25 protein-coding genes are annotated in these 24,972 nt (G+C 69.3%); 17 read left to right on the top strand and 8 right to left on the bottom strand.

Features of this window, described 5'->3' with window-relative positions; all coding sequences use genetic code 11:
• Position 1: 1 nt before the first annotated feature.
• A complete protein-coding gene (locus O9Y01_RS09550; RefSeq protein ID WP_269631349.1) occupies positions 2 to 691 on the bottom strand; it encodes a tetratricopeptide repeat protein in 690 nt (229 codons plus the stop codon).
• A 92-nt stretch (positions 692 to 783) separates the two neighbouring features.
• On the opposite strand from O9Y01_RS09550, the gene lipB reads away from it, so the two are divergent.
• Positions 784 to 1,452, top strand: coding sequence for a lipoyl(octanoyl) transferase LipB (gene lipB, locus O9Y01_RS09555; protein ID WP_269631350.1), 669 nt, complete (start codon positions 784 to 786; stop codon positions 1,450 to 1,452).
• A gap of 45 nt (positions 1,453 to 1,497) precedes the next feature.
• Positions 1,498 to 2,487 (top strand): lipoyl synthase, encoded by a 990-nt coding sequence (gene lipA / locus O9Y01_RS09560; RefSeq protein ID WP_269631351.1) that lies wholly within the window; start codon positions 1,498 to 1,500, stop codon positions 2,485 to 2,487.
• A gap of 64 nt (positions 2,488 to 2,551) precedes the next feature.
• Here lipA and O9Y01_RS09565 read toward each other — a convergent pair whose 3' ends face one another.
• On the bottom strand, positions 2,552 to 3,514 hold the full coding sequence (locus tag O9Y01_RS09565; RefSeq protein ID WP_269631352.1) for a tetratricopeptide repeat protein: 963 nt from the start codon (positions 3,512 to 3,514) through the stop codon (positions 2,552 to 2,554).
• Between the two features lie 142 nt (positions 3,515 to 3,656).
• On the opposite strand from O9Y01_RS09565, the gene purE reads away from it, so the two are divergent.
• The 11 genes from purE (at position 3,657) to O9Y01_RS09620 (ending at position 15,209) form a co-directional block, all read left to right on the top strand.
• The gene (purE, locus tag O9Y01_RS09570; protein ID WP_430765663.1) at positions 3,657 to 4,121 is read left to right on the top strand and encodes a 5-(carboxyamino)imidazole ribonucleotide mutase; all 465 of its coding nucleotides are present in this window, start codon (positions 3,657 to 3,659) and stop codon (positions 4,119 to 4,121) included.
• Positions 4,121 to 5,287, top strand: coding sequence for a 5-(carboxyamino)imidazole ribonucleotide synthase (locus O9Y01_RS09575; protein WP_269631354.1), 1,167 nt, complete (start codon positions 4,121 to 4,123; stop codon positions 5,285 to 5,287). The genes purE and O9Y01_RS09575 overlap by 1 nt, the downstream gene beginning before the upstream one ends.
• A 22-nt stretch (positions 5,288 to 5,309) precedes the next feature.
• Positions 5,310 to 6,299 (top strand): L-threonylcarbamoyladenylate synthase, encoded by a 990-nt coding sequence (locus O9Y01_RS09580; protein WP_269631355.1) that lies wholly within the window; start codon positions 5,310 to 5,312, stop codon positions 6,297 to 6,299.
• Between the two features lie 20 nt (positions 6,300 to 6,319).
• Positions 6,320 to 7,297, top strand: coding sequence for an SGNH/GDSL hydrolase family protein (locus O9Y01_RS09585; RefSeq protein WP_269631356.1), 978 nt, complete (start codon positions 6,320 to 6,322; stop codon positions 7,295 to 7,297).
• Positions 7,298 to 7,513: 216 nt separating this feature from the next.
• Positions 7,514 to 8,872: an alpha/beta hydrolase family protein gene (locus tag O9Y01_RS09590; RefSeq protein ID WP_269631357.1), complete on the top strand. Its 1,359-nt coding sequence runs from the start codon at positions 7,514 to 7,516 to the stop codon at positions 8,870 to 8,872.
• A gap of 25 nt (positions 8,873 to 8,897) precedes the next feature.
• Positions 8,898 to 9,572: an OmpW/AlkL family protein gene (locus O9Y01_RS09595; protein ID WP_269631358.1), complete on the top strand. Its 675-nt coding sequence runs from the start codon at positions 8,898 to 8,900 to the stop codon at positions 9,570 to 9,572.
• A 93-nt stretch (positions 9,573 to 9,665) separates the two neighbouring features.
• Positions 9,666 to 10,388 carry a tRNA (adenosine(37)-N6)-threonylcarbamoyltransferase complex dimerization subunit type 1 TsaB gene (gene tsaB, locus O9Y01_RS09600; RefSeq protein ID WP_269631359.1) on the top strand — a complete coding sequence of 241 codons (723 nt, stop codon included), beginning with the start codon at positions 9,666 to 9,668 and terminating at the stop codon, positions 10,386 to 10,388.
• Positions 10,389 to 10,437: 49 nt separating this feature from the next.
• Positions 10,438 to 10,941 (top strand): ribosomal protein S18-alanine N-acetyltransferase, encoded by a 504-nt coding sequence (rimI, locus tag O9Y01_RS09605; RefSeq protein ID WP_269631360.1) that lies wholly within the window; start codon positions 10,438 to 10,440, stop codon positions 10,939 to 10,941.
• Between the two features lie 58 nt (positions 10,942 to 10,999).
• Positions 11,000 to 11,947 (top strand): uracil-DNA glycosylase, encoded by a 948-nt coding sequence (locus O9Y01_RS09610; protein WP_269631361.1) that lies wholly within the window; start codon positions 11,000 to 11,002, stop codon positions 11,945 to 11,947.
• Entirely contained in the window at positions 11,947 to 14,052 is a 2,106-nt protein-coding gene (locus O9Y01_RS09615; RefSeq protein WP_269631362.1) for a putative bifunctional diguanylate cyclase/phosphodiesterase, read from the top strand. Before O9Y01_RS09610 ends, O9Y01_RS09615 begins: the two co-directional genes overlap by 1 nt.
• 41 nt (positions 14,053 to 14,093) lie before the next feature.
• On the top strand, positions 14,094 to 15,209 hold the full coding sequence (locus O9Y01_RS09620; RefSeq protein ID WP_269631363.1) for a class I SAM-dependent methyltransferase: 1,116 nt from the start codon (positions 14,094 to 14,096) through the stop codon (positions 15,207 to 15,209).
• A gap of 31 nt (positions 15,210 to 15,240) precedes the next feature.
• Here the strand turns inward: O9Y01_RS09620 and O9Y01_RS09625 are convergent, their stop codons facing one another.
• The 5 genes from O9Y01_RS09625 to O9Y01_RS09645 all read right to left on the bottom strand — a co-directional run bounded on the left by O9Y01_RS09625 (position 15,241) and on the right by O9Y01_RS09645 (position 20,384).
• Entirely contained in the window at positions 15,241 to 16,461 is a 1,221-nt protein-coding gene (locus O9Y01_RS09625; protein ID WP_269631364.1) for a multifunctional CCA addition/repair protein, read from the bottom strand.
• A gap of 11 nt (positions 16,462 to 16,472) precedes the next feature.
• Positions 16,473 to 16,976, bottom strand: coding sequence for a TlpA family protein disulfide reductase (locus tag O9Y01_RS09630; RefSeq protein ID WP_269631365.1), 504 nt, complete (start codon positions 16,974 to 16,976; stop codon positions 16,473 to 16,475).
• Between the two features lie 104 nt (positions 16,977 to 17,080).
• A complete protein-coding gene (locus O9Y01_RS09635; protein WP_269631366.1) occupies positions 17,081 to 18,226 on the bottom strand; it encodes a hypothetical protein in 1,146 nt (381 codons plus the stop codon).
• A 188-nt stretch (positions 18,227 to 18,414) separates the two neighbouring features.
• A complete protein-coding gene (locus O9Y01_RS09640) occupies positions 18,415 to 19,131 on the bottom strand; it encodes an alpha/beta fold hydrolase (protein WP_269631367.1) in 717 nt (238 codons plus the stop codon).
• Complete coding sequence (locus O9Y01_RS09645) at positions 19,128 to 20,384, bottom strand: CaiB/BaiF CoA transferase family protein (RefSeq protein WP_269631368.1); 1,257 nt, start codon at positions 20,382 to 20,384, stop codon at positions 19,128 to 19,130. Before O9Y01_RS09645 ends, O9Y01_RS09640 begins: the two co-directional genes overlap by 4 nt.
• A 52-nt stretch (positions 20,385 to 20,436) precedes the next feature.
• On the opposite strand from O9Y01_RS09645, the gene O9Y01_RS09650 reads away from it, so the two are divergent.
• Genes O9Y01_RS09650 through O9Y01_RS09660 form a run of 3 tightly spaced genes read left to right on the top strand, consistent with a single transcriptional unit; the run spans position 20,437 to position 21,672 of the window.
• Positions 20,437 to 20,949, top strand: coding sequence for a hypothetical protein (locus O9Y01_RS09650; RefSeq protein ID WP_269631369.1), 513 nt, complete (start codon positions 20,437 to 20,439; stop codon positions 20,947 to 20,949).
• A 49-nt stretch (positions 20,950 to 20,998) separates the two neighbouring features.
• Positions 20,999 to 21,406 carry a PTS sugar transporter subunit IIA gene (locus O9Y01_RS09655; protein WP_269631370.1) on the top strand — a complete coding sequence of 136 codons (408 nt, stop codon included), beginning with the start codon at positions 20,999 to 21,001 and terminating at the stop codon, positions 21,404 to 21,406.
• Positions 21,403 to 21,672: an HPr family phosphocarrier protein gene (locus tag O9Y01_RS09660; RefSeq protein WP_183105400.1), complete on the top strand. Its 270-nt coding sequence runs from the start codon at positions 21,403 to 21,405 to the stop codon at positions 21,670 to 21,672. Before O9Y01_RS09655 ends, O9Y01_RS09660 begins: the two co-directional genes overlap by 4 nt.
• Positions 21,673 to 21,715: 43 nt before the next feature.
• On the opposite strand, the gene O9Y01_RS09665 is transcribed toward O9Y01_RS09660, so the two are convergent.
• The gene (locus tag O9Y01_RS09665; protein WP_269631371.1) at positions 21,716 to 22,570 is read right to left on the bottom strand and encodes a GNAT family N-acetyltransferase; all 855 of its coding nucleotides are present in this window, start codon (positions 22,568 to 22,570) and stop codon (positions 21,716 to 21,718) included.
• 152 nt (positions 22,571 to 22,722) lie between these two features.
• On the opposite strand from O9Y01_RS09665, the gene ptsP reads away from it, so the two are divergent.
• Positions 22,723 to 24,501 (top strand): phosphoenolpyruvate--protein phosphotransferase, encoded by a 1,779-nt coding sequence (gene ptsP / locus O9Y01_RS09670; protein WP_269631372.1) that lies wholly within the window; start codon positions 22,723 to 22,725, stop codon positions 24,499 to 24,501.
• Positions 24,502 to 24,972: the final 471 nt, after the last annotated feature.

The following is a 24,972-nucleotide window of genomic DNA, read 5'->3' on the forward strand; positions in this document are numbered from 1 at the left end:
CTCAGACCTCGTCCTGCCGCAGCCGCTCGGACTCGATGCGCGCATCGATCTCCTCCCGCTTGAAGGGCGCGGCCTCGTCGCCGTTGCGGGCCGCGATGTCGTACCAGTAGCGCGCCAGGCGCAGGTCGCGCGGCACGCCGTCCCCCTGTTCGTAGAGCGAGGCCAGCAGGTACTGGGCGCCCACGTCGCCGCCGGTGGCCGCCTCGCGGAACCAGCGGGCGGCCTGGGTCATGTCCTTGGGCGCGCCCCGGCCCAGGAAGAAGGCGGTGCCCACGGCGACCTGGGCGTCCACGCTGCCATGCTCGGCCGCGCGCAGGAACCAGCGCTGGGCCTGGACCAGATCCACACGCCCCAGCCGGCCCTGCTCGTGCAGCTCGCCCAGCGCCAGCTCGGCGCGCACAAAGCCCTGGCCAGCCGCCTGTTCCAGCAGCTGGCTTGCCGCTCGCACGCTGCTGCGGGGCAGCTCATCGCGCAGATGCATCATCGCCAGGTTGTAGCGGGCGAGGGCATTGCCTTGCGCCGCGAGCCGCTGGAAGGCTTTTGCGGCCTCGGGCAGGCGGCCTTGCGCGTAGGCGGCGATGGCTCGGTCCACGGGGGCGCCCTGAGGCCCGGCCCCGGGCGGCTGGGCCAGGGCCAGAGCGCTCCAGAACGTGAGCGTCAGGAGGGGGAGCAGGGCGGTGCGTCGTGGCATGGGGGCGTCCTTCGGTACTTTGCGGCTTGTAACGCAGTCTGGGTCGCGGCGGCGCCGTGGGGCCTTACAGGGTCGGCGCTACCATCTGGCCCATGCTGATCAAGACCCTGGGCCGCGTCGACTATGCGGCCACCCTGGCCGCCATGCAGGCCTTCACCGCGGAGCGCGGCCCGGACACGCCGGACGAGCTCTGGCTCTGCGAGTTCGATCCCGTCTACACCCAGGGCCTGGCCGGCAAGGCCGACCATGTGCTCGATCCGGCCGGCATCCCGGTGGTGCAGACCAACCGCGGCGGCCAGGTGACCTACCACGGCCCCGGCCAGGTGGTGGCCTATCCCCTGGTGGACCTGCAGCGCCTGGGCATCTATGTCCGCGAGTACGTCTTCCGGTTGGAGGCGGCCGTGATCCAGACGCTGGAGACCTTCGGCGTCACCGGCCACCGCGTCTCGGGCGCCCCGGGCATCTATGTGCGGCTGGACGACCCGTCCTCCCACGCGGCCCTCACCGGCCCGGCCGATCCCGGCGACCCGTTCAAGGGCCTGGGCAAGATCGCCGCCCTGGGGATCAAGATCAGCCGGCACTGCAGCTACCACGGCGTGGCCCTCAATGTGGGCATGGATTTGCACCCTTTCGATGGCATCAACCCTTGCGGATACGCAGGACTGAAGACGGTGGACCTCGCTACACTTCGGGTTTTCTCCGACTGGACCACCGTGGCCCAGCGATTCGGCGAGCGGCTGGCTGCCCAGCTCACGCCATGAAGCTGCACTGAGCCTGCAGCGAGCCAGCCCTGAGGACGAGGCGCCATGCCCACCGAGAACATCACCCACGAAGCCAAGACCGGCGACGACTACGACGCCAGCGCCAAGCAGAAGGCCCAGGCCAAGACGGCACGCATCCCCATCAAGATCGTGCCCGCCGAGACCCTCAAGAAGCCGGACTGGATCCGCGTGAAGGCCGGCTCGCCCAGCACCCGCTTCTACGAGATCAAGCAGATCCTGCGCGAGCACAAGCTGCACACGGTCTGCGAGGAAGCGTCCTGCCCCAATATCGGTGAATGCTTCGGCCACGGCACGGCCACCTTCATGATCATGGGTGACAAGTGCACCCGCCGCTGCCCCTTCTGCGACGTCGGCCACGGCCGCCCGGACCCGCTGGACGTCAACGAGCCCGAGAACCTCGCCAAGACCATCGCCGCGCTGAAGCTCAAGTACGTGGTGATCACCAGCGTGGACCGCGACGACCTCCGCGACGGCGGTGCCGGCCACTTCGCTGCCTGCATCAGCAAGGTCCGCGAGCTGAGCCCCAGCACCCAGATCGAGGTCCTGGTGCCCGACTTCCGCGGCCGCATGGACCGCGCGCTGGACATCCTCAAGGCCGCCCCGCCCGATGTGATGAACCACAACCTCGAGACCGCACCGCGCCTGTACAAGGAAGCGCGCCCGGGTTCGGACTACGAGTTCAGCCTCAACCTGCTCAAGCGCTTCAAGGAAGAAGTGCCGGGCGTGCCGACCAAGAGCGGCATCATGGTGGGCCTGGGCGAGACCGACGAGGAAGTGCTGCAGGTGATGCGTGACATGCGCGCCCACAACATCGACATGCTCACCATCGGGCAATACCTGGCCCCGTCCGGCCATCACCTGCCGGTGCGCCGCTACGTGCACCCCGACGTCTTCAAGATGTACGAGGCCGAGGCCTACAAGATGGGCTTCACCCACGCAGCCGTGGGCGCCCTGGTGCGCTCCAGCTACCACGCGGACAAGCAGGCCGCGCAGGCGGGTGTCGGCAACGCCTGACCCCGCCCCGCGCAATGCAAAAAGGCCCGCTGATGCGGGCCTTTTTTTCATGGGCGCAAGGGTTTCAGAACAGCGCCATCGACAGCTTGCGGCGGTACTGGTCCAGCAGCGGATCCGCGGGCGCCACGGTCGAGTGGCCGGCCAGCTGCAGCCCGCCCTTGGGCTCGCCGGCAGCGGGTGCCGAGGCCTTGGGCTGGGGCTTGGTCAGGATCTCGAGGATGGCGACGTAGGTCTTGCGCGCCAGCTCGCCGTTCCAGGCCTTGTCGCGCATGATGATTTCCAGCAGCTCCTCCATGGCCTCGGTGAAGCGGCCGGCGGCGAAATGCAGCTGCACGAGGCCGTAGCGGGCGTCGAAGTCGCGCTTGTTGGCGGCGACGGCGGCCTGCAGGGCGCCGGCGTCCAGGCCGCGCTGCGCGGCCTCGGCCGCCTGCAGCCACAGGGCCAGGGCCGCGAAGCGGGCGTGCGGGGTGATGGTGTCGGCGGCCTGCGCGGCCACCGGCTCGAAGGCGGCGCGGGCCTCGCCCACACGGCCGGATTCCAGCAGGGCCTTGACCAGGTCGAAGCGGGCGGCCTCGTTGCCGGGGTCGGCCTCGAGCGCGGCAATGAACTTGGCCAGCGCGGCATCGGCGTCGCCCTCGGCCAGCAGGTCCTCGCCCTCGGCCAGATCCTGCGCTGCCTCCAGTTCACCGGCCTCGGGCAGGTGCTTGGCCAGGAATTCGCGGATCTGGGACTCGGGAATGGCGCCCACGAAACCGTCCACCGGCTGGCCGCCCACGAACATCACGCAGAAGGGAATGCTGCGCACGCCGAAGGCCTGGCTCAGCTGGCTGGCGATCTCGGGCTGCTCGTCGCTGTTGAGCTTGGCCAGCAGGAAACGGCCGCCGTAGTCGGCCTCCAGGCGTTCGAGGATGGGGCCCAGGCTCTTGCACGGGCCGCACCAGGGCGCCCAGATGTCCAGCAGCACCGGCTGCTGCATGGAAGCCTGCAGCAGTTCGGTCTCGAAGTTCTGAAGAGTGATGTCGATCATGGTGTGGGGTGTGTTCTTGCCGGGTGTCGGCGCCTCGTGGCCCGGCACTCAGGCAGCAGATGGGGCGCGCCGCCTACAATTCAAGGTTTTCCAGCCTATGGAGCGAGCCGTGAGCAGCGCCTCTCCCCTGATCGGCGTGGTGATGGGATCCAGCAGTGACTGGGAGACCATGAAGCACGCCGCAGACATTCTCTCCGAGTTCGGTGTGCCCTTCGAGGCGCAGGTGGTCTCCGCCCACCGCATGCCGGACGACATGTTCGCCTACGCCGAGCAGGCCCAGGCCCGCGGCCTGCGCGCCATCATCGCCGGTGCCGGCGGTGCGGCCCACCTGCCGGGCATGCTGGCGGCCAAGACGCTGGTGCCCGTGCTGGGCGTGCCGGTGGCCAGCCGCCATCTGCAGGGCGTGGATTCGCTGCACTCCATCGTCCAGATGCCCAAGGGCATTCCGGTGGCCACCTTCGCCATCGGCACGGCCGGCGCCGGCAATGCCGCGCTGTTCGCCGTGGCCATGCTGGCCCAGGACGACGCCGCCCTGCGCGAGCAGCTGGCCGCCTACCGCCAGCGTCAGACCGAGCATGCCCGCGGCATGAGCAAGGACCTGATCTGATGGCCAAGCGTCTGGAAGCCGGCACGGCCACCCTGGGCGTGATGGGCGGCGGCCAGTTGGGCCGCATGTTCGTGCACGCGGCCCAGGCCCTGGGCTACCGCACCGTGGTGCTGGACCCGGACCCGGAAAGCCCGGCCGGCCTGGTCGCCCATGAGCACCTCCAGGCCGACTACCTGGACGAAGCCGCCCTGACCCGCCTGGCCGCGGTCAGCGATGCCATCAGCACCGAATTCGAGAACGTGCCCGCCGATGCCCTGCGCCGCCTGGCGCAGCAGCGCTTCGTGGCGCCGGCCGGCGACTGCGTGGCCATCTGCCAGGACCGGGCCGACGAAAAAGCGCATTTCCAGCGCAGCGGCGTGGCCTGTGCGCCTTATGCCGTGATCCGGAGCGAGGCCGACCTGGCCGCGGTGCCCGCCAGCCTGCTGCCCGGCATTCTCAAGACGGCCCGCATGGGCTATGACGGCAAGGGCCAGGTCCGAGTCAAGACGGCGCAGGACCTGGCCGAGGCCTTCCGTGCGCTGAAGGGCGTGCCCTGCGTGCTGGAGCAGATGCTGCCGCTGCAGCTGGAGCTGTCCTGCATCGTCGTGCGCGGCGATGACGGCCAGATCGTGCACTTCCCCGTGCAGCAGAACCTGCACCGCGACGGCATCCTCGCCGTCACCCAGGTGCCGGCGCCGTCCGTGTCGGCGGCGCTGCAGCAGCAGGTGGTGGAGTCGGCCTCGCGCATCGCCGCCGAAATGGGCTACGTGGGCGTGCTGTGCGTGGAGTTCTTCCTGCTGCAGGACGGCTCCCTGGTGGTCAACGAGATGGCCCCGCGCCCGCACAACTCCGGCCATTACACGATGAACGCCTGCGACGTCTCGCAGTTCGAGATGCAGGTCCGTGCCATGGCCGGCCTGCCGCTGCGTCCGCCGCGCCTGCATTCGCCGACGGTGATGCTGAACCTGCTGGGCGACCTCTGGTTCGATGCCGCGGGCACCGAGCGCACGCCGCCCTGGGGCGAGGTGCTGGCCCTGCCGGGCACCCACCTGCATCTCTATGGCAAGCTGAGCGCCCGGCCGGGGCGCAAGATGGGTCACCTGAACATCACGGCCGAAACGCCCGAGGCGGCCGAGGCCTCGGCCCGTGCCGCCGCCCGCCTGCTGGGCCTGCCGGACGCGTGGTGAGCCTGCGAGCGGAGCTGAGACCATGCTGCTGAATGGAGCCGATCCTGCCGCCGTGCGCCAGGCCGCCGAGGCCCTGGCCCGCGGCGCCCTGGTGGCCTTGCCCACCGAGACCGTCTACGGCCTGGGCGCTCGCGCCGACGACGACGCGGCGGTCGCCCAGATCTTCGCCGCCAAGGGGCGGCCGGCGGACCATCCGCTGATCGTCCACGTGCCCGACATGGCCGCAGCCGAGCCTTTCGCGGCCCGCCTGCCCGCATCGGCCCGCAAGCTGATGCAGGCCTTCTGGCCCGGCCCGCTGACGGTCATCGTGCCGCGTGCCGAGGGCATGGCCGCGGCCGCAGCCGGTGGGCAGGACACCGTGGGCCTGCGCTGCCCGGCGCACCCGGTCGCCCAGGCCCTGCTGCGCGAGGCGCTGCGCCTGGGCGTGCGCGGCGTGGCCGCCCCCAGCGCCAATCGGTTCGGGCGGGTGAGCCCCACGCACGCGGCCCATGTGCGCAGCGAGTTCGACGAGTCCCTGATCATCCTGGATGGCGGGGACTGCGAGGTGGGCATCGAGTCCAGCATCATCGACTGCAGCCGCGGCCATCCCGTGCTGCTGCGCCCGGGGGTGCTGACGCGCGCCCAGATCGAGGCGGCGCTGGGCGAACCGCTGCAGGCGCGCGATGCCGCTGCGCCGCGGGCCTCGGGCACGCTCGAGGCCCACTACGCGCCGAGTGCGGTGGTGCGCCTGCTGAGCCAGGCGGCCATCGAATCTGCCCTGGCCAAGGAAGTTCCCAAGGGTGTGGCGGTATATTCGCGCACCATGCCAGCCCGGTCGCCCGAGCTCTGGCGCCCCCTGCCTGACGATGCGCGTGCCGCAGCCCACGACCTGTTTGCCGTGCTGCGCGAGCTGGACCAGGCCGGCATGCGCGAGATCTGGGTGGAGCAGCCTCCCCCGGATTCATCCTGGGACGGCGTGCGCGACCGCCTGTCGCGTGCGGCGGCGGCTTTCGCCACCGGGGCTGGCGAGTGATTTCCCGTGATGGAGTGTTCATGAAGAGTCTGAAGCAAGCTGCACGTGGCAGCGCCCGTGCCCTGCTGGTCGGCCTGGTGGCCGCTGCGGCCCTGGCCGGTTGCGGCGGGGGCAGTGAGCCCATTGAGGCCTTTGCGCCCACGCGGCTGGTCGCCTTTGGTGACGAGGCCAGCGTGCTGACGGCGGACGGTCGCAAGTACAGCGTCAACGCGATCAACTCCGTCAGCAACGCGGTGGACTGCGCCAGCAATCCCCTGTGGATCCAGGTCCTGGCCAATCGCTACGGCATGGTGTTCCCGCAGTGCAATCCCAGCAACCTGGCCGCGCCGCAGGGGCGGATCATGGCCGCATACGGCGCCAAGGTCGATGACGTCCGCGCGCAGCTGGACCGCTATCTGGCCAGCGACGTGATGACGGAGCACACCCTGGTGACGCTGTTCGTCGGCATCCATGACATCCTGGGGCTCTATGCGCAGTACCCGGCCCAGTCCGAGGGTGACCTGATGAACGCGGCGGGCGATGCCGGCCGCCAGCTGGGCGAGCTGGCCGTGCGCATGATGCGCACGGGCGGCCGCACGCTCGTGGTGTCCCTGCCCGATGTCGGGGCCACGCCCTTCGCCTTCCAGGAACGCAACAACCGCCCGCCGGTGCGCGAGGGGCTCAACCGCGCGCAGTTCCTGTCGGCGTTGACCACGGCCTTCAACACCGAGCTGTACCGCGCCCTGGGCACGCTCAATGACGGCCGCCTGGGTGCGCTGGTGCTGGGCGACGACATGTCGACCTCGTTCACGAAGTACCCCGGCCAGTATGGCCTCACGGACATCATGAACCCGGCCTGCCAGGCCTCGGTGAGCCTGCCCAATTGCTCGATGAACACCCTGGTCGGTGGGGCGACGGTCCAGACCTTCCTGTGGGCCGATGACCGCCATCTCGGTCCGACCGGGCACTCCACGCTGGGCAACCTCGCCCTGTCCCGCGTGCTGCGAAACCCGCTCTGACGCAGGCGCCGGCACCGGCCTGTCGGCCGCCTGCGGGCTCGCAGGCACGACATCCTCAAGTTCACTGATTCCACCCCGACACCGGCAACGGTGTCGGGGTTTTTACTTCTTAGAGTCATGATCTGGCCAGCCTATAGTGCTCGACATTAAAAGCGAACGATCGTTCGTTTTTGTTGTCCTGATCCCCAATCCATGCCAACTGCAGAGGTACGCACGATGAGCAAGTTCAACCTGGCGATGCTGGCAATCAGCGTCGCAGCCCTGTCCGCCTGCGGGGGCGGCACCAGCGAAAGCCGTGATGAACCGCCCGCCGCTCGCGGCACCATCATCTACGGCACGCTGGCGGGTCATGCCACCCAGGCTCAGATCGATGCCGGCACCTCCGCGAGCGGCCTGCAGCCGCTGTCGGGCAAGGCCAAGTGCGAGGTCGACGTCCGCTACGTCTACTACATGACCCGTGACCCGCAAGGCCAGCCGGCCACGGCCTCGGCGGGCGTGCTGGTGCCCACCGGCACCGATGCCGCCTGCACGGGCAGCCGCCCCGTGCTGCTGTATGCCCATGGCACCGCCACGCAGAAGAGCTACAACCTGGCCGACGTCACCAACAACCGCGAAGCCTCGCTGATGATGGCCATGTACGCCGCCCAGGGCTTCATCGTGATCGCCCCCAACTTCCTGGGCTACGAGCGTTCCAGCCTGAGCTTCCACCCCTACCTGAACGCCGAGGCGCAGGCCGTGGACATGGTGGACGGCCTGCGCGCCGGCCTGGCCCACCTGAAGGCCGAGAGCAGCACCAAGCCTTCTGACAAGCTGCTGATCTCCGGCTATTCGGAAGGCGGCCACGTGGCTGTGGCCACGCACAAGGTCATCGAGCGCGACTACGGCAGCGAGTTCAAGGTCACCGCCTTGGCCCCGATGTCCGGCCCCTACAACATGGTGGGCTTCGGTGATGTGCTGGTCAATGTGCAGCCCAATGCGGGCGCCACGGTGTTCTGGCCGCTGGTGCTGACCAGCTACCAGAAGTCCTATGGCAACGTCTACGCGAGCCCCAGCGAGGCGTACCAGGCGCCCTTCGACGCGACCATCGAGACGCTGCTGCCCACCGATACGTCCATTGCCGACCTGATGGCCGCGGGCAAGCTGCCGGCCGATCCCACCCTGACCCGTGTCTTCGGGCAAGGCGGTCTGATCAAGGACAGCTTCAAGGCGGCCTATGCCACCTCCAACCTCCGCAAGGACCTGCAGGCCAATACCTTGCTGGGCCTCAGCACCAAGCGCCCCGTTGCGCTGTGCGGCGGCAAGATGGACCCCACGGTGTTCTACGACATCAACACCACCGCCATGGCCGCTGACCTGAAGACCCGTGGCATGCCGCTGATGGCCGCCTACGACCTGGAGAACCTCAGCTCGCTGCCTGCCGGTGCCGCCGGCCAGACCGTGTACTTCGGCTTCCAGCAGGCCAAGGCCGCCGCCGGCAGCTCGGCCCAGGCGCAGTACCACGGCGGGCTCGTGCCGCCGTTCTGCAATGCCCTGGCACGCGGCTTCTTCCAGCAAGTGCTGGCCGCTGGCCTCTGAAGACGACATCCAGGAGCATCAAGACATGAAAGCAAACCACATCCTGTGTGCCGGCCTGCTGGCCTTGGCTGCAGCGGGCGCCCAGGCCCAGCACACTGTCTACCTTGGCGGCGCCCACATCGACGTCAATGCCACCATGCCCCCGCTGACCGGCGGTCCGGCCATCCCCGCCCCGGGCGCGCTGCTGCGCATCGGTTCGGCCGATACGCTGGGCTTTGGCTACACCTACCGCTATTCGCCGGAATGGAGCGCCGAGGTGGCGCTGGGCTTGCCGCCGGCGCACAAGGTCTATGGCGCCGGTTTCATCCAGGCTTTCGGCCAGATCTCGGTGGTCGAGCAGATGCCGCCCACGGTGTTCGCCAACTACCACTTCGTGAACCTGTGGCAGCGGGTCCAGCCCTTTGTGGGCCTGGGGATCAACTACACCCGCTTCACCAAGACCCGCAGCACGCCGTCCGGCGATGCGGCATCGGGCGGCCCCACCAGCATCAAGCTGTCGGACTCCTGGGGTCTGGCCGGACACGTGGGCCTGACGGTCCAGTATGACAAGCACTGGTCCCTGGTGGCCACCGTGGCGCGGGCCGACGTCAAGAGCGACATGACTGCCGTGACCCAGACCCGCGACGGCGAGATCACCCGCAGCACGCGGATCAACTTCCGCCCCACGGTCTACAGCCTGTCGCTGGGCTACAGCTTCTGATCGGGCGCTGAGCCCCGCGGCGCCACGGCGCTCATCCCCTGACGATGGGGGAGGCGGCCCGCTTCGGGAGAGGTGGGCCGCTACACTGCATCCATGTCTGTTCTGCTGGCTCTGGATAGTTCCACTGAAACCCTGGTTGTGGCCTTGAGCCGCGAGTCCGGGCTGCTGTCTCATGAGAGCGAGGGCGGCGCCCGGGCCAGTGAGCAGATGGTGCCGCAGGCCATGGCCCTGCTGGCGCAGGCCGGCCTGACGCTGGCCCAGCTGGATGCCATCGCCTTTGCCGCCGGCCCCGGTGCCTTCACCGGCTTGCGCACCGCCTGCGCCGTGGCCCAGGGCCTTGCCTTTGGCGCCTCCAGGCCGGTCCTCCCCATTGACAGCCTCCTGCTGGTGGCCGAGGACCTCCGACTTCAGCAGGCGCCTGCCGACCTGCCGGGCACTTGCTGGGTGCTGATGGACGCGCGTATGAACGAGGTCTACGCCGCGGCCTATCGCTGGCTGGGCGATCGCTGGGAGACACTGCGTGCGCCAGCTCTGTATGGGCTGCCCGCCTTGATCGAGGCCTTGCGCGGGCTCCCGCCGCAGGCTGTCGCAGGCAATGCCCTGACCGCTTTCGCCCAGGATCTCGCACCGGCGCTGCCGGCCGGCATCGTCCAGACCTCTCAGGCGCGCTCGCGTGCTGCAGCACTGGGCTCGCTGGCCCGGCAGGCCTTTCTGGCCGGACGTGCGGTCGATGCCGCTGAAGCCATGCCGGTCTACGTGCGCGACAAGGTCGCCCAGACCACCGCCGAACGCCTGGCTGCCAAGGGGGTCGCATGAGCGCCCGCCTGGACCCGCAGCGGCACGCGGCCGGCCTGGAGGCTGCTTCGTGAGCGCCTGCCTGGCCGTGTCGGCGGCGCCCCGGCTGCGCCGCATGCAGATCCCCGACCTGGAAGCGGTGCTGGCCATCGAGAACCAGGTCTATGAGTTTCCCTGGACCCGCGGCAACTTCATCGATTCCCTCGCGGCCGGCTACGAGGCCTGGCTCCTGGAGGACGGTGACATGGCGGCGGGCTACTTCCTGGCGCTGCAGGGCGTGGACGAGATGCATCTGCTCAACATCAGCGTGGCGCCCGCCTCGCAAGGGCGGGGCCATGCACGCCAGATGCTGGACGCCCTGTGCCGGCTGTGCCGCCAGTCCGGCTGCCTTCAGCTGTGGCTGGAGGTGCGGCTGGGCAATGAACGTGCGCGCCAGCTGTATCGCCGCTATGGCTTCGCCGAGGTCGGCCGGCGCCGCGCCTACTATCCCGCCGCGCAAGGCCAACGTGAGGATGCCGTGCTGATGAGCCTGCAGCTGGCGGCGCAGCCCGTGTACCAGGAGGTGCAGCCATGAGCCCGGCCCTCTGCCATCAGGTCTCGCACCTGCCACGTGCCCTGCGAAGGAGTCCCCTGTGAGCTGGGATGCGCGCCAACGCGCGATGCTGGAGGCGATGGGCCTCAAGGTCTGGATGCCACTGCCCAACGCCCCGGGCGAGCCGGCCTCGACTCCTGCCGTGGTGACGGCCGGCAAGGCGGCGCCGGTGTCGGAGCTGGCCCTTGCCGAGCGCCCGGCGCAGGCCCCTCTGCAAAGGGCGCCCGCACCCGAGCCTGGCGGCGGTGGCACTGGCCGTCCGGCCGCACCGCCCCGTGCGGTGCAGGTTCCCGTGCCGGCACCGGCTGCCGTCGAACCTCCGGCTGCGAGCGCCCTCCAGGCGCTGCTCCCAGCGGCCCTGGGGGCGGCGCAGGGCGAGCGTGCCGCGGCCATCCAGGCCATGGACTGGGTCCAGCTGCGTGACAGCGTGGCGTCCTGCCGCGCCTGCGGGCTCTGCGAAGGACGGCAGCGGACCGTCTTCGGCGTGGGCCACGAGCAGGCCCACTGGATGATCATCGGCGAGGCGCCCGGCGAGCAGGAGGACCTGCAAGGCGAGCCCTTCGTCGGCCAGGCCGGCAAGCTGCTGGACAACATGCTGCGTGCCCTGGGCCTGACCCGGGGCGGCGCAGAGGCGGCGCAGCAGGTCTTCATCGCCAACACCCTGAAGTGCCGGCCACCGCGCAACCGCAATCCCGAACCCGCCGAGCTGGCCCAGTGCCTGCCTTATCTGCAGCGCCAGATCGAGCTGGTGAAGCCCCGCATCATCCTGGCCCTGGGCCGCTTTGCCGTGCAGACCCTGCTTCAGCGCAGCGAGGCCATCGGCCGGCTGCGCGGCCAGATCCACGACTACCAGGGCATCCCGGTGGTGGTCAGCTACCACCCGGCCTACCTCCTTCGCAACCTGCCTGACAAGGCCCGTGCCTGGGAAGACTTGTGCCTGGCTCGTGCGGTCTACCGGCGGCAGCTGGGCGAGACGGGAGCGGGCTGATGGCCGGGGGCGACAGGGCACTGGAAGAGCTGCAACGCGCCCTCCACGGCGCCCTCGACGAGGCGCAGATGCTGCGCCTGCTGGCCGACAACGTGCCCGTGTTGATGGCGCTCTACGAAGCCCACACCTTCCACTGCCGCTTCGCCAACCTCGCCTATGCCCGCACCTTCGGTCACAGCACCCGCTCGGTGCTGGGGCGGACCTTTGCCGAGGTCATCGGCGAGGAGGCCGCACGGCAGATCCAGCCCTATGTGGACCAGGTCATGCAGCGCGGCGCGGCCGTGCGCTATGAGCGCCAGATGCAGGCGCCGGACGGCCGCCCGCATTGGCTGGAAGTCAATTTGCTGCCGCAGTTCGCGCCAGGGCAGGGGGCGGGCAGCCCGGTCATCGGCGCCTTCGTGCTGATCAATGACATCAGCGAGCGGCGCAGCGCCGAGGCGGCTCTGCGCGAGTCCGAGGAGCGCCTCGACAAGTTCATGCAGGCCACGGTGGAGGGCATCCTCTTCCACAAGGGCGGCATCATCACCGATGCCAACCCGCCCCTGTGCGAGCTGGTGGGCTACCGGCTGGACGAGCTCGTCGGGCAGCCGGCCCTGAACTTCGTCGCGCCCGACATGCGGCCCAAGGTCAACAGCGTGATGATGGCGGGCCAGGAGCTGCGCTACGAGTCCGCCATCGTGCATCGCAGCGGCGAGCGCATTCCGGTGGAATTCATCGTGCGCACGCTGGAGCGCCAGGGCGAGCGCCTGCGCATGACCATCATCCGCGACATCCGCGAGCAGCTCGCCACGCAGGCCCGCATCCACCACCTGGCGCACCACGATCCCCTGACCCAGCTGCTCAATCGCGCCGCCTTCATGGAGCGCATGCAGGCCCGGCTGGAGGACGCCCATGTGCCGCCGCGCTCGCTGGCCCTGCTCTTCATCGACCTGGACAACTTCAAGCGCGTCAATGACTCCCTGGGTCACCTGGAGGGCGACAAGGTCCTGGGCACGGTGGCGGACCGCGTCAGCGCCTGCCTGCGCAGCACGGACCTCGTCGGCCGCTTTGGCGGGGATGAATTCGTGGTGCTGCTGGCCGATGTCCACAGCCGCGCCGATGTGCAGGCCGTGCTGTCGGCCCTGCTGGCGGTGGTGGAGGTGCCGGTCCAGGCGGACGGTCGCGACCTCTCGGTGACGCCCTCCATCGGCGTGGCCATGTATCCCGAGCACGGTTCCAGCGCCGAGGAGCTGATCCAGCACGCCGACGCCGCGATGTACCTGGCCAAGGCCAGCGGCCGCGCCAACTACCGCTTCTTCGAGCCCGAGCTGGCCGAGCGCGCCTATGCCGACCTCGTGCTGGAAGCCGAGCTCGCCCTGGCCCTCACCCGCGACGAATTCCAGCTCTTCTACCAGCCCCAGATCGACGCCCGCAGCGGCCAGCTGCGCGGTGCCGAAGCCCTGCTGCGCTGGCGCCATCCGCAGCGCGGCCTGCTGACGCCGGACGCCTTCATCGACGTCGCTGAGCGCCACCGCCTGATGCTGCCGCTCAGCGAATGGGTGATGCGCGAGGCCGCACGCCAGAGCCGGGACTGGCATGAACGCGGCGTCGCGGCCGTGCCCATTGCGGTCAATCTCAGCAGCATGCAGTTCCGGCTGGAGGATTTCGACCGCGTGGTGGCCCTGGTGCTGCAGGACGCCGGCGTGCCCGGGACCTGGCTGGAGCTGGAGCTCACCGAACGCATGCTCATGGACGACATCGAGCGCGTGCCGGCCCTGCTGCAGGCCCTGCGCGCCCTGGGGCTGAGCATCTCGGTCGATGACTTCGGCACGGGCTACACCTCCCTGTCCCACCTGGGGCGCCTGCCGGTGGACAAGCTCAAGATCGACCAGAGCTTCGTGGCCGGACTGCCCGGCGACAGCAAGGCCGTGGCCATCACCCGGGCCATCGTGCAGATGGGCCTGGGCCTGGGTCTGCAGGTCAGCGCCGAGGGGGTGCGTGACCCGAGACAGGCGCGACTGCTGGGCGACTGGGGCTGCCACAGCCTGCAGGGCGAGCTGATCGGCCCGCCCATGCCCGCGGCCGAATTCGAGCATTGGCTGAGCCAGCGCCGGGCCGCGTCCTGAGGGCCGGCGACCCGGCGGCGGCCGGTCCCTACAATGCCCGGATGTCAGCGAACGATAGCTCCAGGCCGCAGAGCGCCGAGACCGGCACGCCCCTGCTGCACCAGATCCGCGAACACCTGGCCGACGAGGGCTGGTGGCCCTTCGACCGGTTCATGAGCACCGCGCTCTACGCGCCGGAGCACGGCTATTACAGCGGCGGCCGCCAGAAGTTCGGCCTGCTGCCGGACAGCGGCTCCGACTTCGTCACCGCGCCCGAGCTCTCGCCCCTTTTCGGCCAGGCCCTGGCGGCCCAGGTGGCTCAGGCCCTGAGCCAGACGGCGACCGACGAGGTCTGGGAGTTCGGCGCAGGGACCGGTGCGCTGGCGGAGCAGCTGCTCTCGACCCTGGGCGATGCGGTGCGCCGCTATGTGATCGTCGACCTCTCCGGCACCTTGCGCGCGCGGCAGGCCGAGCGGCTCAAGCCCTGGGCCCACAAGCTGGTCTGGCTGGATGCGCTGCCTGAGCGTTTCTGCGGCGTGGTGGTGGGCAACGAGGTGCTGGACGCCATGCCCGTGCAGCTCATCCGCTATGACGGCCGCCAGTGGCTGGAGCGCGGCGTGGTGCGCGAGGGTGAGGGCCTGGGCTGGGCCGACCGGCCGACGCCCCTGCAGCCGCCCTGCGCGCCGCCGGATGGCTTCGTGCCCGGCTTCCTCACCGAGCTACACGCGCAGGCGGAGGCCTTCGTGCGGACCCTCGCGGCGCAGCTGGAACGCGGCGCCGCCTTCTTCATCGACTACGGCTTTCCCGAGGCCGAGTACTACCACCCCCAGCGCAGCGGCGGCACGCTGATGTGCCATTACCTGCACCAGGCCGACCCCGACCCGCTGCAGCGCGTGGGCGACAAGGACATCACCGCCCACGTCAACTTCACCGGCGTCGCCCTGGCCGGCCAGGACGCCGGCCTGCAGGTGCTGGGCTACACCAGCCAGGCCAATTTCCTCATCAACTGCGGGCTGATCGAGCTGATGGCCCAGGCCTCGCTGCCCGCGCGGACCATGGCGCACAAGCTGCTGGCCGAACATGAGATGGGCGAGCTCTTCAAGGTGATCGGCTTCGTGGCTGGGCCGGAGTTCGAGGCCATCGGCTTCAGCCGCGGGGACCGCAGCCACACGCTCTGACGAGCCCCGGACGAGGGCCCGCCAGACAGCATCAGCCGGCGGCCTTCAGCGCCGCCAGCCTGGCGTGATGGATCGCCTGGCCGATGGCCGGGCCCTTCAGCCCGCGGGCGAGGGCTTCGGCACTGATGGCGGCCTGGTCCAGGGCCTGCAGACGCCGGAGGTCGGCGGCGAGCCGCTCGCGCTGCGGATAGGGTCTTGCCTGCAGGCCGGCGCGGCCGCGGGCATCGCACTCGCAGGCCCACAGCAGCTGCCCGAAGCGCTCCGGGCGGCGCCAGGCGTCGCAGCGGTCCAGCAGGCGCAGGCGGGCCTCGGGGCTGAAGCCTTCGCTCTGGTGGACGTGGGTGTGCTCGCGTGCCACCAGCTCGGCCAGCTCGCGGGCCTCGGTGGGCACGCGCCAGCGCTCGCTCAGTGCGCGGCTGAGGCGCTCGCTGCGCACCTCGTGAGCGATGTGCCGCGGCCATTCCTCGGGCGGCGTCTCGCCCTTGCCCAGGTCATGGCACAGGCAGGCGTAACGCACCGGCAGTGGCGCGTCCATCGCCGCGCACTGGTCCAGCACCAGCAGCAGGTGCGCGCCAGTGTCGATTTCCGGATGGTGCTGTTCGGGCTGGGGCACACCGAAGAGCTGGTCCAGCTCCGGCGCCAGGCGGGCGAGGGCGCCGCACTCGCGCAGCACCTCGATCATGCGCGAGGGGTGCGCCTCCATGAGCCCGCGTGACAGCTCCTGCCAGACGCGTTCGGCCACCAGAGCGTCCACCTCGCCGGCATCGACCATGGTGCGCATCAGGGCCAGGGTTTCGGGGGCGACGCTGAAGTCATGGAAGCGCGCGGCGAAGCGGGCCAGGCGCAGGATGCGCACCGGGTCCTCGGCAAAGGCGGGCGAGACATGGCGCAGGCAGCGCGCCGCCAGGTCACGCTGGCCACCGTAAGGGTCGATCAGCCTGCCCTGGGCATCTCGGGCCATGGCATTGATGGTGAGGTCACGCCGGCTGAGGTCCTGCTCCAGCGTGACGTCGGGCGCGGCATGGACGCTGAAGCCATGGTAGCCCGGCGCCGTCTTGCGTTCGGTGCGCGCCAGCGCGTATTCCTCGTGGCTGCGGGGATGCAGGAAGACCGGGAAGTCCTTGCCCACGGGCTGGAAGCCGCGGTCGAGCATGTCTTGAGGGGTGGCGCCCACCACCACCCAGTCGTGGTCGCTGACGGGGCGGCCCAGCAGGCTGTCGCGCACGGCGCCGCCGACTTCGTAGATCTCCATGGCGACGCGGCTCAGCCTTGCGCCAGCAGCTTCTCGATCAGGGCATGCAGGGCGGCGAAGTCCGGCTCGCCGACGAATCGCTTGACGATCTCGCCCTGCTTGTTGATCAGCACAGTGGTGGGGGTCAGGCGCACATCGCCGAACTGCCGGGCGATCTCGCCGGTGTTGTCGATGGCGACGCTGAAGGGCAGCTGCCGGGTCTCGGCGAACGTCGAGACATAGGCCGGCGGGTCATAACTCATGGCCACGGCCAGGGTGTCGAAGCCGCGCTGCTTGAACTTCTCGTGGGTGGCGATGATCTGCGGCATCTCGTGCACGCAGGTCGTGCAGCTCGTGGCCCAGAAGTTCACCAGCATGACCTTGCCCTGCCAGTTCGTCGAATCCAGCTTCTGCCCGTTCAGCAGCACATAGCTGACGGTGGGCGCCTTCTGGGTCGAGAGCAGGCTCTGATAGCCGAGCACGCCGGCTCCGGCAAGGGCGGCGACAAGAAGGGCGGGAATGACGAAGCGGCGCATGGCAGGCAGCATCCAGGATGGCAGGCGCCCAGTGTAGGACAGCGGGCGTGGGCAGGTCCTGCGCAGGGGCAAGAAGCGCGCGGCCGCCGGCCAGGTCCGAGGGACTACAGCGACTTCGACAGCTCGAACAGCAGCATGGCCGGCAGGGCCTCGGCCAGGCTGCCACGGGCGATGCGGGCCATGCCGTCGGCGGTGGCGCTGGAGAGCTGGGTGAGGTGGGCGGCTTCCTGGACCTCGATGAAGCAGAAGTCCGCCACGTCGCGAACGATGCCCGTCTTGAGTGCCTCGAGATCGCTGCCGCGCTGCGAGCTCTCGAAGATCACCGCGTGGGGCAGGCCCTCCATGCAGAAATGCTGGGCCTCGGCCATGGTGTTCACCACGTCGATGATCAGGCCCATGTGCCGCACGGCATCCTGGATCTGCCCCCGCAGCTCGCGCCGCGGCGAGACGATCAGCAGGTGGCTGCCCGCCAGCGGCTTGGAGTTGGACGAGTTGGCGAACTCCCGCGCGTCGGGCATGCCCCAGCCTTCGGACGGCTCGGGCTGCGGGGCGCCAGGCTCGTCCAGCAGGGTGTGAGGGAACTCGAGGGTCAGCTCGGTGATGCCGGCTTCATGCTCTCGCAAGGGCTGCAGGCCCATGGTCAGCGCCGTCTGTTCCAACAGGCGCCAGGCCAGGGAGTTCAGGGCTGCGGGGAGCTCCTCCTCGCGCGCGTCGTCGACCAGATCCAGCGAACGGTGCGCGAAGCGGCAGATCAGCCGGGCGCGCGCTGGCCAGGGGCTGAGGTCCAGGCGGAAGTCCACCGAGGAATGCGTGCAGGCCAGCGCCCAGTCCAGCAGGGCATTGAGCAGGGCGAAGAGCAGGGCGCCGTCCCCCAGCACGTCGGCTGGCTTCAGCACCTGGCGAATCTGGATGCCGCGGGCCAGGGCCTCGCGGCTGCGGTGGGCCAGCACGCCGCGCAGCATCTGGGTGAGCTGCAGGCGTTCCTTGGACAGGCGCAGCTTGCCCGAGGCCAGGCGTGCGAGCTGCTGGCCCATCATGCCGGCCTCGCGGGCCTGACTGACGCCCTCGCGCAGCGCGCGCAGGCTCTGGCGGTCGATCTGGCCGGTGGCGATGAGTGTGTGGATGCGCTCCAGGGCCTGGCTCAGCGGGCCGGCGATCTCGGCGCCCAGCTGCTGCACGATGTCCGCCCAGGCCGCGGAATCGGCGCTGGCCGTTGCGGCGTGGGAGAGGGACTGCTGGCTGTGCTGCATGTAGGCGGGGGCTGGATTCCTGCGGATGACGGATGTCAGTCCGGTCTGGCCTGCCATGGTTGGCAGTCTGGCCTGCAGCGTCCATCCCGTGACTCGGGGGCCGGTGCCGCAGGCCCTGGTGCAGGATTGTGAAAGCCGGCACCTCCCGCGGGCCTGGGATCTGCCCTTCCCTCAGCCTGGGGGCTGCGTCACGATTTGGGGCGGGGCTGCGCCGCGGCCAGCAGGCAGTCCAGCAGGGCCTCGGGGGCGCTGATCATGGCGTCATGCCCGGTGGCGATCTCGTCGACGATCCAGCCAGGTTCGCTGCGCACCCGCTGGCGGCTGGCGGCGATGGTGGCCAGGGCAGGGGCGGTGCAGTCGATGAAGCGGCGCGGCAGGCGGGCCCAGCGTTCGGCGTCATAGGGCAGGGCCTGGTCGTAGACACCGCCGGGGTGGGCGGTCTGGCGGCGTTCGACCCAGGCGGCATCGTCGGCGGCCAGGCCGAAGAGGCTGGGGGGCGCCGGCGGCAGCACGCCCAGCTGGGCGATGAGGGCGCGGCGCTGGGCCTGCGTGTCCGGGCTGTGGCGGCTGGACCAGGCGTCGCCCGGCCAGGGCACGACGGCATCCAGATAGACCAGCTGGCCAATGCGATCGTGCAGCCGGTCCGCCACGCCGGTGATCACCATGCCGGCATAGCTGTGGCCGACGAGGATGCAGTCCTGCAGCTCCTCGGCCTCGATCACGGCGGCGACGTCCTGGATGTGGGTGTCCAGGGTGATGCCCGCCGGCCCGAGATGGGCACGCTCGCCCACGCCGCTGAGGCTCACGGCAAAGGCCCGGTGGCCGGCCTTCCACAGCGCCGGCAGGAGGCGTTTCCAGCACCAGGCGCCATGCCAGGCGCCGTGGACCAGGACAAAGTCGCTCATCCGATCACTCCTTGTTCGCGCAGGGCCTGGACTTCGGCAGGCGTCATGCCCGCCTCGCCCAGCAGCTCGTCCGTGTGCTGGCCCAGCAGGGGCGGGGGGCGCCGGTACTGCACCGGCGTGGCCGACAGCTTGATCGGATTGGCCACCAGCTGCAGTTGGTCGCTCAGGGGGTGAGCCATGGGCACGGTCATACCGCGGGCCTGGACTTGAGGGTCGGCAAAGACCTCGTCCAGGTTGTTGATCGCGCCGCAGGGCACCTTGGCGGCTTCCAGCAGGCCCAGCCAGTGCTGGCGGGGCTGCAGGCGCAGGGCCTCGGCGATCAGCGGGACGAGTTCGGCGCGGTGGCGCACGCGGTCTGCGTTGCGCAGGAAGCGCGGGTCCGTAGCCCACTCGGGATGGCCGGCGATCTCGCAGAACTTGGCGTACTGCTTGTCATTGCCCACGGCGAGGATCAGGTGGCCGTCGAGGGTCTCGAAGACCTGGTAGGGCACGATATTGGCGTGCGCATTGCCCATGCGGCCCGGCGCCTTGCCGGTGCAGAGGTAGTTGGCGCCGAGATTGGCCAGCATGGCCACCTGGGTGTCCAGCAGGGCCATGTCGATGACCTGACCCTGGCCGGTGAGGTCCCGATGGCGCAGCGCGGCCAGGATGGCCACGGTGGCATAGAGCCCGGTGAACAGGTCGGCCACTGCCACGCCCACCTTCTGCGGCCCGCCGCCCGGCAGGTCGTCGCGCTCGCCGGTCACGCTCATCAGGCCGCCCATGCCCTGGATGGCGTAGTCATAGCCGGCGCGGTCGCGGTAGGGGCCGGTCTGGCCGAATCCGGTGATGGAGCACACCACCAGGCCTGGCTTGAGCGCCAGCAGGCTTTGCGCATCGAGGCCGTAGCGGGCGAGGTCCCCCACCTTGAAGTTCTCGACCAGCACGTCCGCCTGCAGCGCCAGCCTGCGGATCAGGGCCTGGCCCTCCGGGTGGGCGATGTCGACGGTGATGGAGCGCTTGTTGCGGTTGGCGCCCAGGAAATAGGCGGCTTCGCTGCTGTCCTGGCCGTCCGCGGTCTTGAGATAGGGCGGGCCCCAGGCACGGGTGTCGTCGCCGCTGTCAGGGCGCTCGACCTTGATGACGTTGGCGCCGAGGTCAGCCAGGGTCTGGGTGCACCAGGGGCCTGCCAGCACGCGGGAGAGGTCCAGCACGGTGACGCCACGGAGGGCGCCGGGCGGCAGGGCCGCCAGGGAGGGGGTCGGGTCTTGCATGGGCGGATTGTGACTGCCGCTCGCGAGGCTGCCATCCCTCGATAATGCGAGGATGACACCGCTCAAGACGCCCCCGCGCGCTGGCCTGCTGGCCTGCCTGCTCCTGCTGGGCGCCTGTGCGCCTTCGCTGAACTGGCGCGAGGTCCGGCCCGAAGGCAGTGGCGCGGAGCTGATGTTCCCCTGCAAGCCTGAGCAGGCCCGCCGTCCCGCGAGTGCGCAGGAGCCGGCCATGGGTCTGGCGGTGTGCCGCGCGGGCGAGCTGGGCTTCTCCCTGAGCTGGTCCGAGATGCCCAGGCCAGACATGGTCGGGCCCGCCTTGCATGCCATGGGAGAAGGGCTGCGGCAGCGGCTGAAGGCGCCTGAGGCCGCCTGGCAGGCCTTGCAGCTGCCGGGCATGACGCCGCGGCCGGAGTCGGGGCAGCAGGCCTTGATCGGTTCGGGGCAGAAGGCGCGGCAGGCGCTGTTCTCCCGCGGGCTCAAGGTCTATCAGCTGGTCATGCTGGGCCCCAAGGATGACGAGCTCGCCTGGCAGAACTTCGTTGCTTCGGTGAGATTGCCTCAGTGAGGGGCTTGTCTCGAGTCGCGCCGGCGCCGAGCCCGCTGATAATGAACCCATGACCGGCTTGCTGCTCATCGCCCACGCTCCTCTGGCCTCGGCCCTCAAGGCCGTGGCGGAGCACACCTTTCCCCATTGCGCCACCCAGCTGTCCGTGTTGGACGTGACGACGGACATGTCGGCGGATGACGTCGAGCAGCGCGGCCGAGCCCTGATCCTGCAGGCCGGCCACGAGGACGTGCTGGTGCTGACCGACGTCTACGGCGCAACCCCCAGCAACGCTGCCCAGCGGCTGGCCGATGTCCAGGGGCATGTGCGCGTGCTCAGTGGCGTCAACGTCCCCATGCTGTGGCGCAGCCTCTGCTACGCCCATGAGCCGCTGGCGGCGCTCGTGCAGCGTGCCAGCCAGGGCGCCACGCAGGGCGTGGTGCTCAGCGAATTGCCCTCCAACCCCGCGGACCGATGATCAAGACGACCCTCACCATCAGCAACAAGCTGGGCCTGCATGCCCGCGCATCGGCCAAGCTGACCAAACTGGCTGGCGCCTATCAATGTGAGGTTTTCCTGAGCCGCGGCAGCCGCCGCGTCAATGCCAAGAGCATCATGGGCGTCATGATGCTGGCCGCCGGGATTGGCTCCCAGGTCGAGCTGGAAACCGACGGCCCGGACGAACAGGCCGCCCAGGACGCCATCACGGCCCTGGTCAACGACAAGTTCGGCGAAGGCGAGTGAGCCTTGCGGCGTCCGGCTGGGCCGGGCGCTGCCTCCACCCGGCTCAGGACGCTGCGCCCAGGAAGTGGCGGCGGTAGCGGGCAGGCAGGTCGTCGATGCGCATGAGCATGGGCAGGTCGGCCGTGTTGAAGTCCGGATCCCATGCCGGACGCCCCAGGATGCGCGCACCGCAGCGCAGATAGCCCTTGATCAGGGGCGGCGGCTCGACCGCCAGGTCCTGGCGCAGTTCATCCACCGGCAGCGCCAGCTTGGGCGTCACCTGCCATTGCTCGGGTGCCATGTGGCTGTCCTTGAGCTGGTGCCAGAGGCTGGCGGCGTAGTGGCCGCCATCGCGCATGCTGACGCTGGCGCAGCCGATCATGGTGTCGAGCTGGTTGCGCACCATGAACTCCGCCAGCGCGCCCCAAAGGGCCATGATGGCGCCGCCGGAGCGGTGCTCGGCATGCACGCAGGAACGGCCCAGCTCCACCATGCGCGGGCGCAGGGCGCACAGGGGCGCAAGATCGAATTCCGTCTCGCTGTAGAGCCCGCCGGCGCGCAGTGCGGCCTCAGGCGTCAGCACGCGGTAGGTGCCGATGACCTGGGCGCTGTGGCCGTCCGCGGAGAGGGCGCGCACCAGCAGGTGTTCACAGAAGGGGTCGAAGGCGTCGATGTCGTGGCCGGCGGGCGCGTCGGCCGGCGGGTTGAGCCGGGCACCCATCTCCTCGACGAAGACCTCGTACCTCAGGCGCTGGGCGGCGCGGATCTCGTCGGGCGTGCACGCCCAGGCCACGTCCAGGCGAGGCTTGCCCTCACCCGTGCCTGTAGTCGGCTGCGCAGTGTCTGGAAGTGACCTCCGTTCCGCCTTGGGCGGCCGGATTTCCGAGAAAGGCAGGGTGGGCAGGGGGATGTCCCTCATGGGTGGCCTCGTCGTGCTGTGACGGTCGCCATGCTCGGCGCTGGGCGTGACGTGCCCATGACTGCATCTTGACGTTGACATGACAGCCCCGGAGCGGCACTTTGCCCGTTCGGCGCAGGAGCCGGGTGACAGGCGGCTGCTACAGTCGGCGCATGAGTTTTCAGGTCTTCGGCATTCCTGTGTCTCGGGGTGTGGCCATCGGCCGCGCCGTGCTGGTGGCATCCAGCCGCGTGGACGTGGCCCACTACTTCATCGACCCGGCCCATGTGCCCAGCGAGATCAAGCGCGCGCTGCGCGCCCGCGACGAGGTCGCCCGCGAGCTGGAATCGCTGAAGGAGGACATGCCCGAGGATGCGCCCCACGAGCTGGCGGCCCTGCTGGACGTCCACCTGATGCTGCTGCACGACGAAGCCCTGCTGGGGGCGACGCGGCAGTGGATCGTCGAGCGCCACTACAACGCCGAGTGGGCGCTGTCAGCCCAGCTGGAAGTGCTGGCCCGGCAGTTCGACGAGATGGAGGACGACTACCTGCGCGAACGCAAGGCGGACCTGGAGCAAGTGGTGGAGCGCCTGTTGGGCGCCATGGCTGCCGAGCAGGGCCAGACCCAGGTCGGGGCCGCCCAGGTGGTGCAACGCGACTTCGCGGGCGAGGATCCGCTGCTGCTGGTGGCGGCCGACATCGCGCCGGCCGACATGATGCAGTTCAAGCGCAGCGTCTTCCACGGCTTCATCACCGACATCGGCGGCAAGACCTCGCACACGGCCATCGTGGCGCGCAGCATGGACATCCCGGCGGTGGTCGGCACCCGCGAGGCCTCGCGCCTGATCCGCCAGGATGACTGGGTCATCATTGATGGCGACAGCGGCGTGGTCATCGTCAACCCTTCGCCCATCGTCCTGGAGGAGTACCGCTTCCGCCAGCGCCAGAGCGAGCTGGAGCGGGCCCGCCTGGCCCGTCTGCGCCACACGCCGGCGGTCACGCTGGATGGGGAGCGCATCGAGCTGCATGCCAATATCGAGCTGCCGGCCGATGCGGCCGCGGCGGTGGAGGCCGGTGCCACCGGCGTGGGCCTGTTCCGCAGCGAGTTCCTCTTCATGAACCGTGATGGCGAGCTGCCCACGGAGGAGGAGCAGTTCCAGGCCTACAAGGCTGCTGTCGAGGCGATGCGGGGCATGCCGGTGACCATCCGCACCGTGGATGTCGGGGCCGACAAACCGCTGGATCGCATGTCCGCCAATGAACTGCGGCATGAGCATGTGCTCAACCCCGCGATGGGCCTGCGGGCCATCCGCTGGAGCCTGGCGGAGCCCAGCATGTTCCGCCAGCAGCTGCGAGCCATCTATAGAGCCAGCGCCTTCGGCAAGATTCGCCTGCTGATTCCCATGGTCGCCCACCTCAGCGAGGTCCGGCAGATCCTGGACACCCTCAAGCGTGTCAAGCAGCAGCTGGATGACAACGGCCAGGCCTACACGCAGGTGGATCTGGGCGTCATGATCGAGATCCCGGCGGCCGCGGTGATGCTGCCGCTGCTGCTGCCGCATGTGGACTTTGTGTCCATTGGCACCAATGACCTGATCCAGTACACGCTGGCCATCGACCGCGCGGATGAGGCAGTCGCCCATCTGTATGACCCCTGGCATCCGGCCGTGCTGCAGCTGATCGCCAGTTCGATCTCGCAGGCGCGCGCGGCGGGCAAGTCAGTCAGCGTGTGCGGAGAGATGGCCGGCGATGCCGTCTTCACCGACCTCCTGCTGGCCATGGGCCTGCGCAACTTCTCCATGCACCCGTCCCAGATCCCATCGGTCAAGCAGCGCATTCTGCGGGCCGACTCTCAGAAGCTGAAGAGTGCGCTGCCAGCCATCTTGTCTAGTGAGGATCCGGAGAAGACGGCAAGCCAGGCGTTCGCGGCAAGCTCCCAGCGCCTGCATTGATGCAGGCCCGCCGGGAGTCCTCAGCAAGGTCGGCGGGCCTTTCAAGAAATTCTTTCGAATCTCTTGCGCGGGCCGAAAAAGCTGTGCTACAGTCTAAGGCTTCGCTGCTGATGCAGTGCTTCGAAACGAAGCGCAAACAGGCAGTGAGGCGCAACAAGGTTTCGATCTTGATGCGGGCGGGATCTGAATGTTTCGCCAGGCGTTGAAAACTGTTGAAAAACAAATTTCAAAAAACGCTTGACGATACGAAAGAAATTCAGTCATAATCTCGCTTCTCTGCTGATGACAAGTCAGCGACGCGAAACGAAGCAGCAAACTGCGAAGGCAGATGAGTTGCAGAGTTCAGCGGATGTTCTTTAAGAATTCACAGCCGATAAGCGTGGGCGTTTGAAGCGAAGTGCTGGTAGCCGGAGACGGTTGCCAAGTCCTTCGGACTTTAAACGCTCACGGATAGAGAATGAAGCTATGTAA

This window comes from Pelomonas sp. BJYL3, from assembly GCF_027257975.1.
Taxonomy (GTDB): Bacteria; Pseudomonadota; Gammaproteobacteria; order Burkholderiales; family Burkholderiaceae_C; genus Roseateles_B; species Roseateles_B flavus.

Excerpts from the sequence above, each read along its gene's own strand:
- O9Y01_RS09550 (WP_269631349.1), bottom strand. The coding sequence starts at position 691 with ATGCCACGACGCACCGCCCTGCTCCCCCTCCTGACGCTCACGTTCTGG.
- lipB (WP_269631350.1), top strand. The coding sequence starts at position 784 with ATGCTGATCAAGACCCTGGGCCGCGTCGACTATGCGGCCACCCTGGCC.
- lipA (WP_269631351.1), top strand. The coding sequence starts at position 1,498 with ATGCCCACCGAGAACATCACCCACGAAGCCAAGACCGGCGACGACTAC.
- O9Y01_RS09565 (WP_269631352.1), bottom strand. The coding sequence starts at position 3,514 with ATGATCGACATCACTCTTCAGAACTTCGAGACCGAACTGCTGCAGGCT.
- purE (WP_430765663.1), top strand. The coding sequence starts at position 3,657 with ATGGGATCCAGCAGTGACTGGGAGACCATGAAGCACGCCGCAGACATT.
- O9Y01_RS09575 (WP_269631354.1), top strand. The coding sequence starts at position 4,121 with ATGGCCAAGCGTCTGGAAGCCGGCACGGCCACCCTGGGCGTGATGGGC.
- O9Y01_RS09580 (WP_269631355.1), top strand. The coding sequence starts at position 5,310 with ATGCTGCTGAATGGAGCCGATCCTGCCGCCGTGCGCCAGGCCGCCGAG.
- O9Y01_RS09585 (WP_269631356.1), top strand. The coding sequence starts at position 6,320 with ATGAAGAGTCTGAAGCAAGCTGCACGTGGCAGCGCCCGTGCCCTGCTG.
- O9Y01_RS09590 (WP_269631357.1), top strand. The coding sequence starts at position 7,514 with ATGAGCAAGTTCAACCTGGCGATGCTGGCAATCAGCGTCGCAGCCCTG.
- O9Y01_RS09595 (WP_269631358.1), top strand. The coding sequence starts at position 8,898 with ATGAAAGCAAACCACATCCTGTGTGCCGGCCTGCTGGCCTTGGCTGCA.
- tsaB (WP_269631359.1), top strand. The coding sequence starts at position 9,666 with ATGTCTGTTCTGCTGGCTCTGGATAGTTCCACTGAAACCCTGGTTGTG.
- O9Y01_RS09615 (WP_269631362.1), top strand. The coding sequence starts at position 11,947 with ATGGCCGGGGGCGACAGGGCACTGGAAGAGCTGCAACGCGCCCTCCAC.
- O9Y01_RS09620 (WP_269631363.1), top strand. The coding sequence starts at position 14,094 with ATGTCAGCGAACGATAGCTCCAGGCCGCAGAGCGCCGAGACCGGCACG.
- O9Y01_RS09625 (WP_269631364.1), bottom strand. The coding sequence starts at position 16,461 with ATGGAGATCTACGAAGTCGGCGGCGCCGTGCGCGACAGCCTGCTGGGC.
- O9Y01_RS09630 (WP_269631365.1), bottom strand. The coding sequence starts at position 16,976 with ATGCGCCGCTTCGTCATTCCCGCCCTTCTTGTCGCCGCCCTTGCCGGA.
- O9Y01_RS09635 (WP_269631366.1), bottom strand. The coding sequence starts at position 18,226 with ATGCAGCACAGCCAGCAGTCCCTCTCCCACGCCGCAACGGCCAGCGCC.
- O9Y01_RS09640 (WP_269631367.1), bottom strand. The coding sequence starts at position 19,131 with ATGAGCGACTTTGTCCTGGTCCACGGCGCCTGGCATGGCGCCTGGTGC.
- O9Y01_RS09645 (WP_269631368.1), bottom strand. The coding sequence starts at position 20,384 with ATGCAAGACCCGACCCCCTCCCTGGCGGCCCTGCCGCCCGGCGCCCTC.
- O9Y01_RS09650 (WP_269631369.1), top strand. The coding sequence starts at position 20,437 with ATGACACCGCTCAAGACGCCCCCGCGCGCTGGCCTGCTGGCCTGCCTG.
- O9Y01_RS09655 (WP_269631370.1), top strand. The coding sequence starts at position 20,999 with ATGACCGGCTTGCTGCTCATCGCCCACGCTCCTCTGGCCTCGGCCCTC.
- O9Y01_RS09660 (WP_183105400.1), top strand. The coding sequence starts at position 21,403 with ATGATCAAGACGACCCTCACCATCAGCAACAAGCTGGGCCTGCATGCC.
- O9Y01_RS09665 (WP_269631371.1), bottom strand. The coding sequence starts at position 22,570 with ATGAGGGACATCCCCCTGCCCACCCTGCCTTTCTCGGAAATCCGGCCG.
- ptsP (WP_269631372.1), top strand. The coding sequence starts at position 22,723 with ATGAGTTTTCAGGTCTTCGGCATTCCTGTGTCTCGGGGTGTGGCCATC.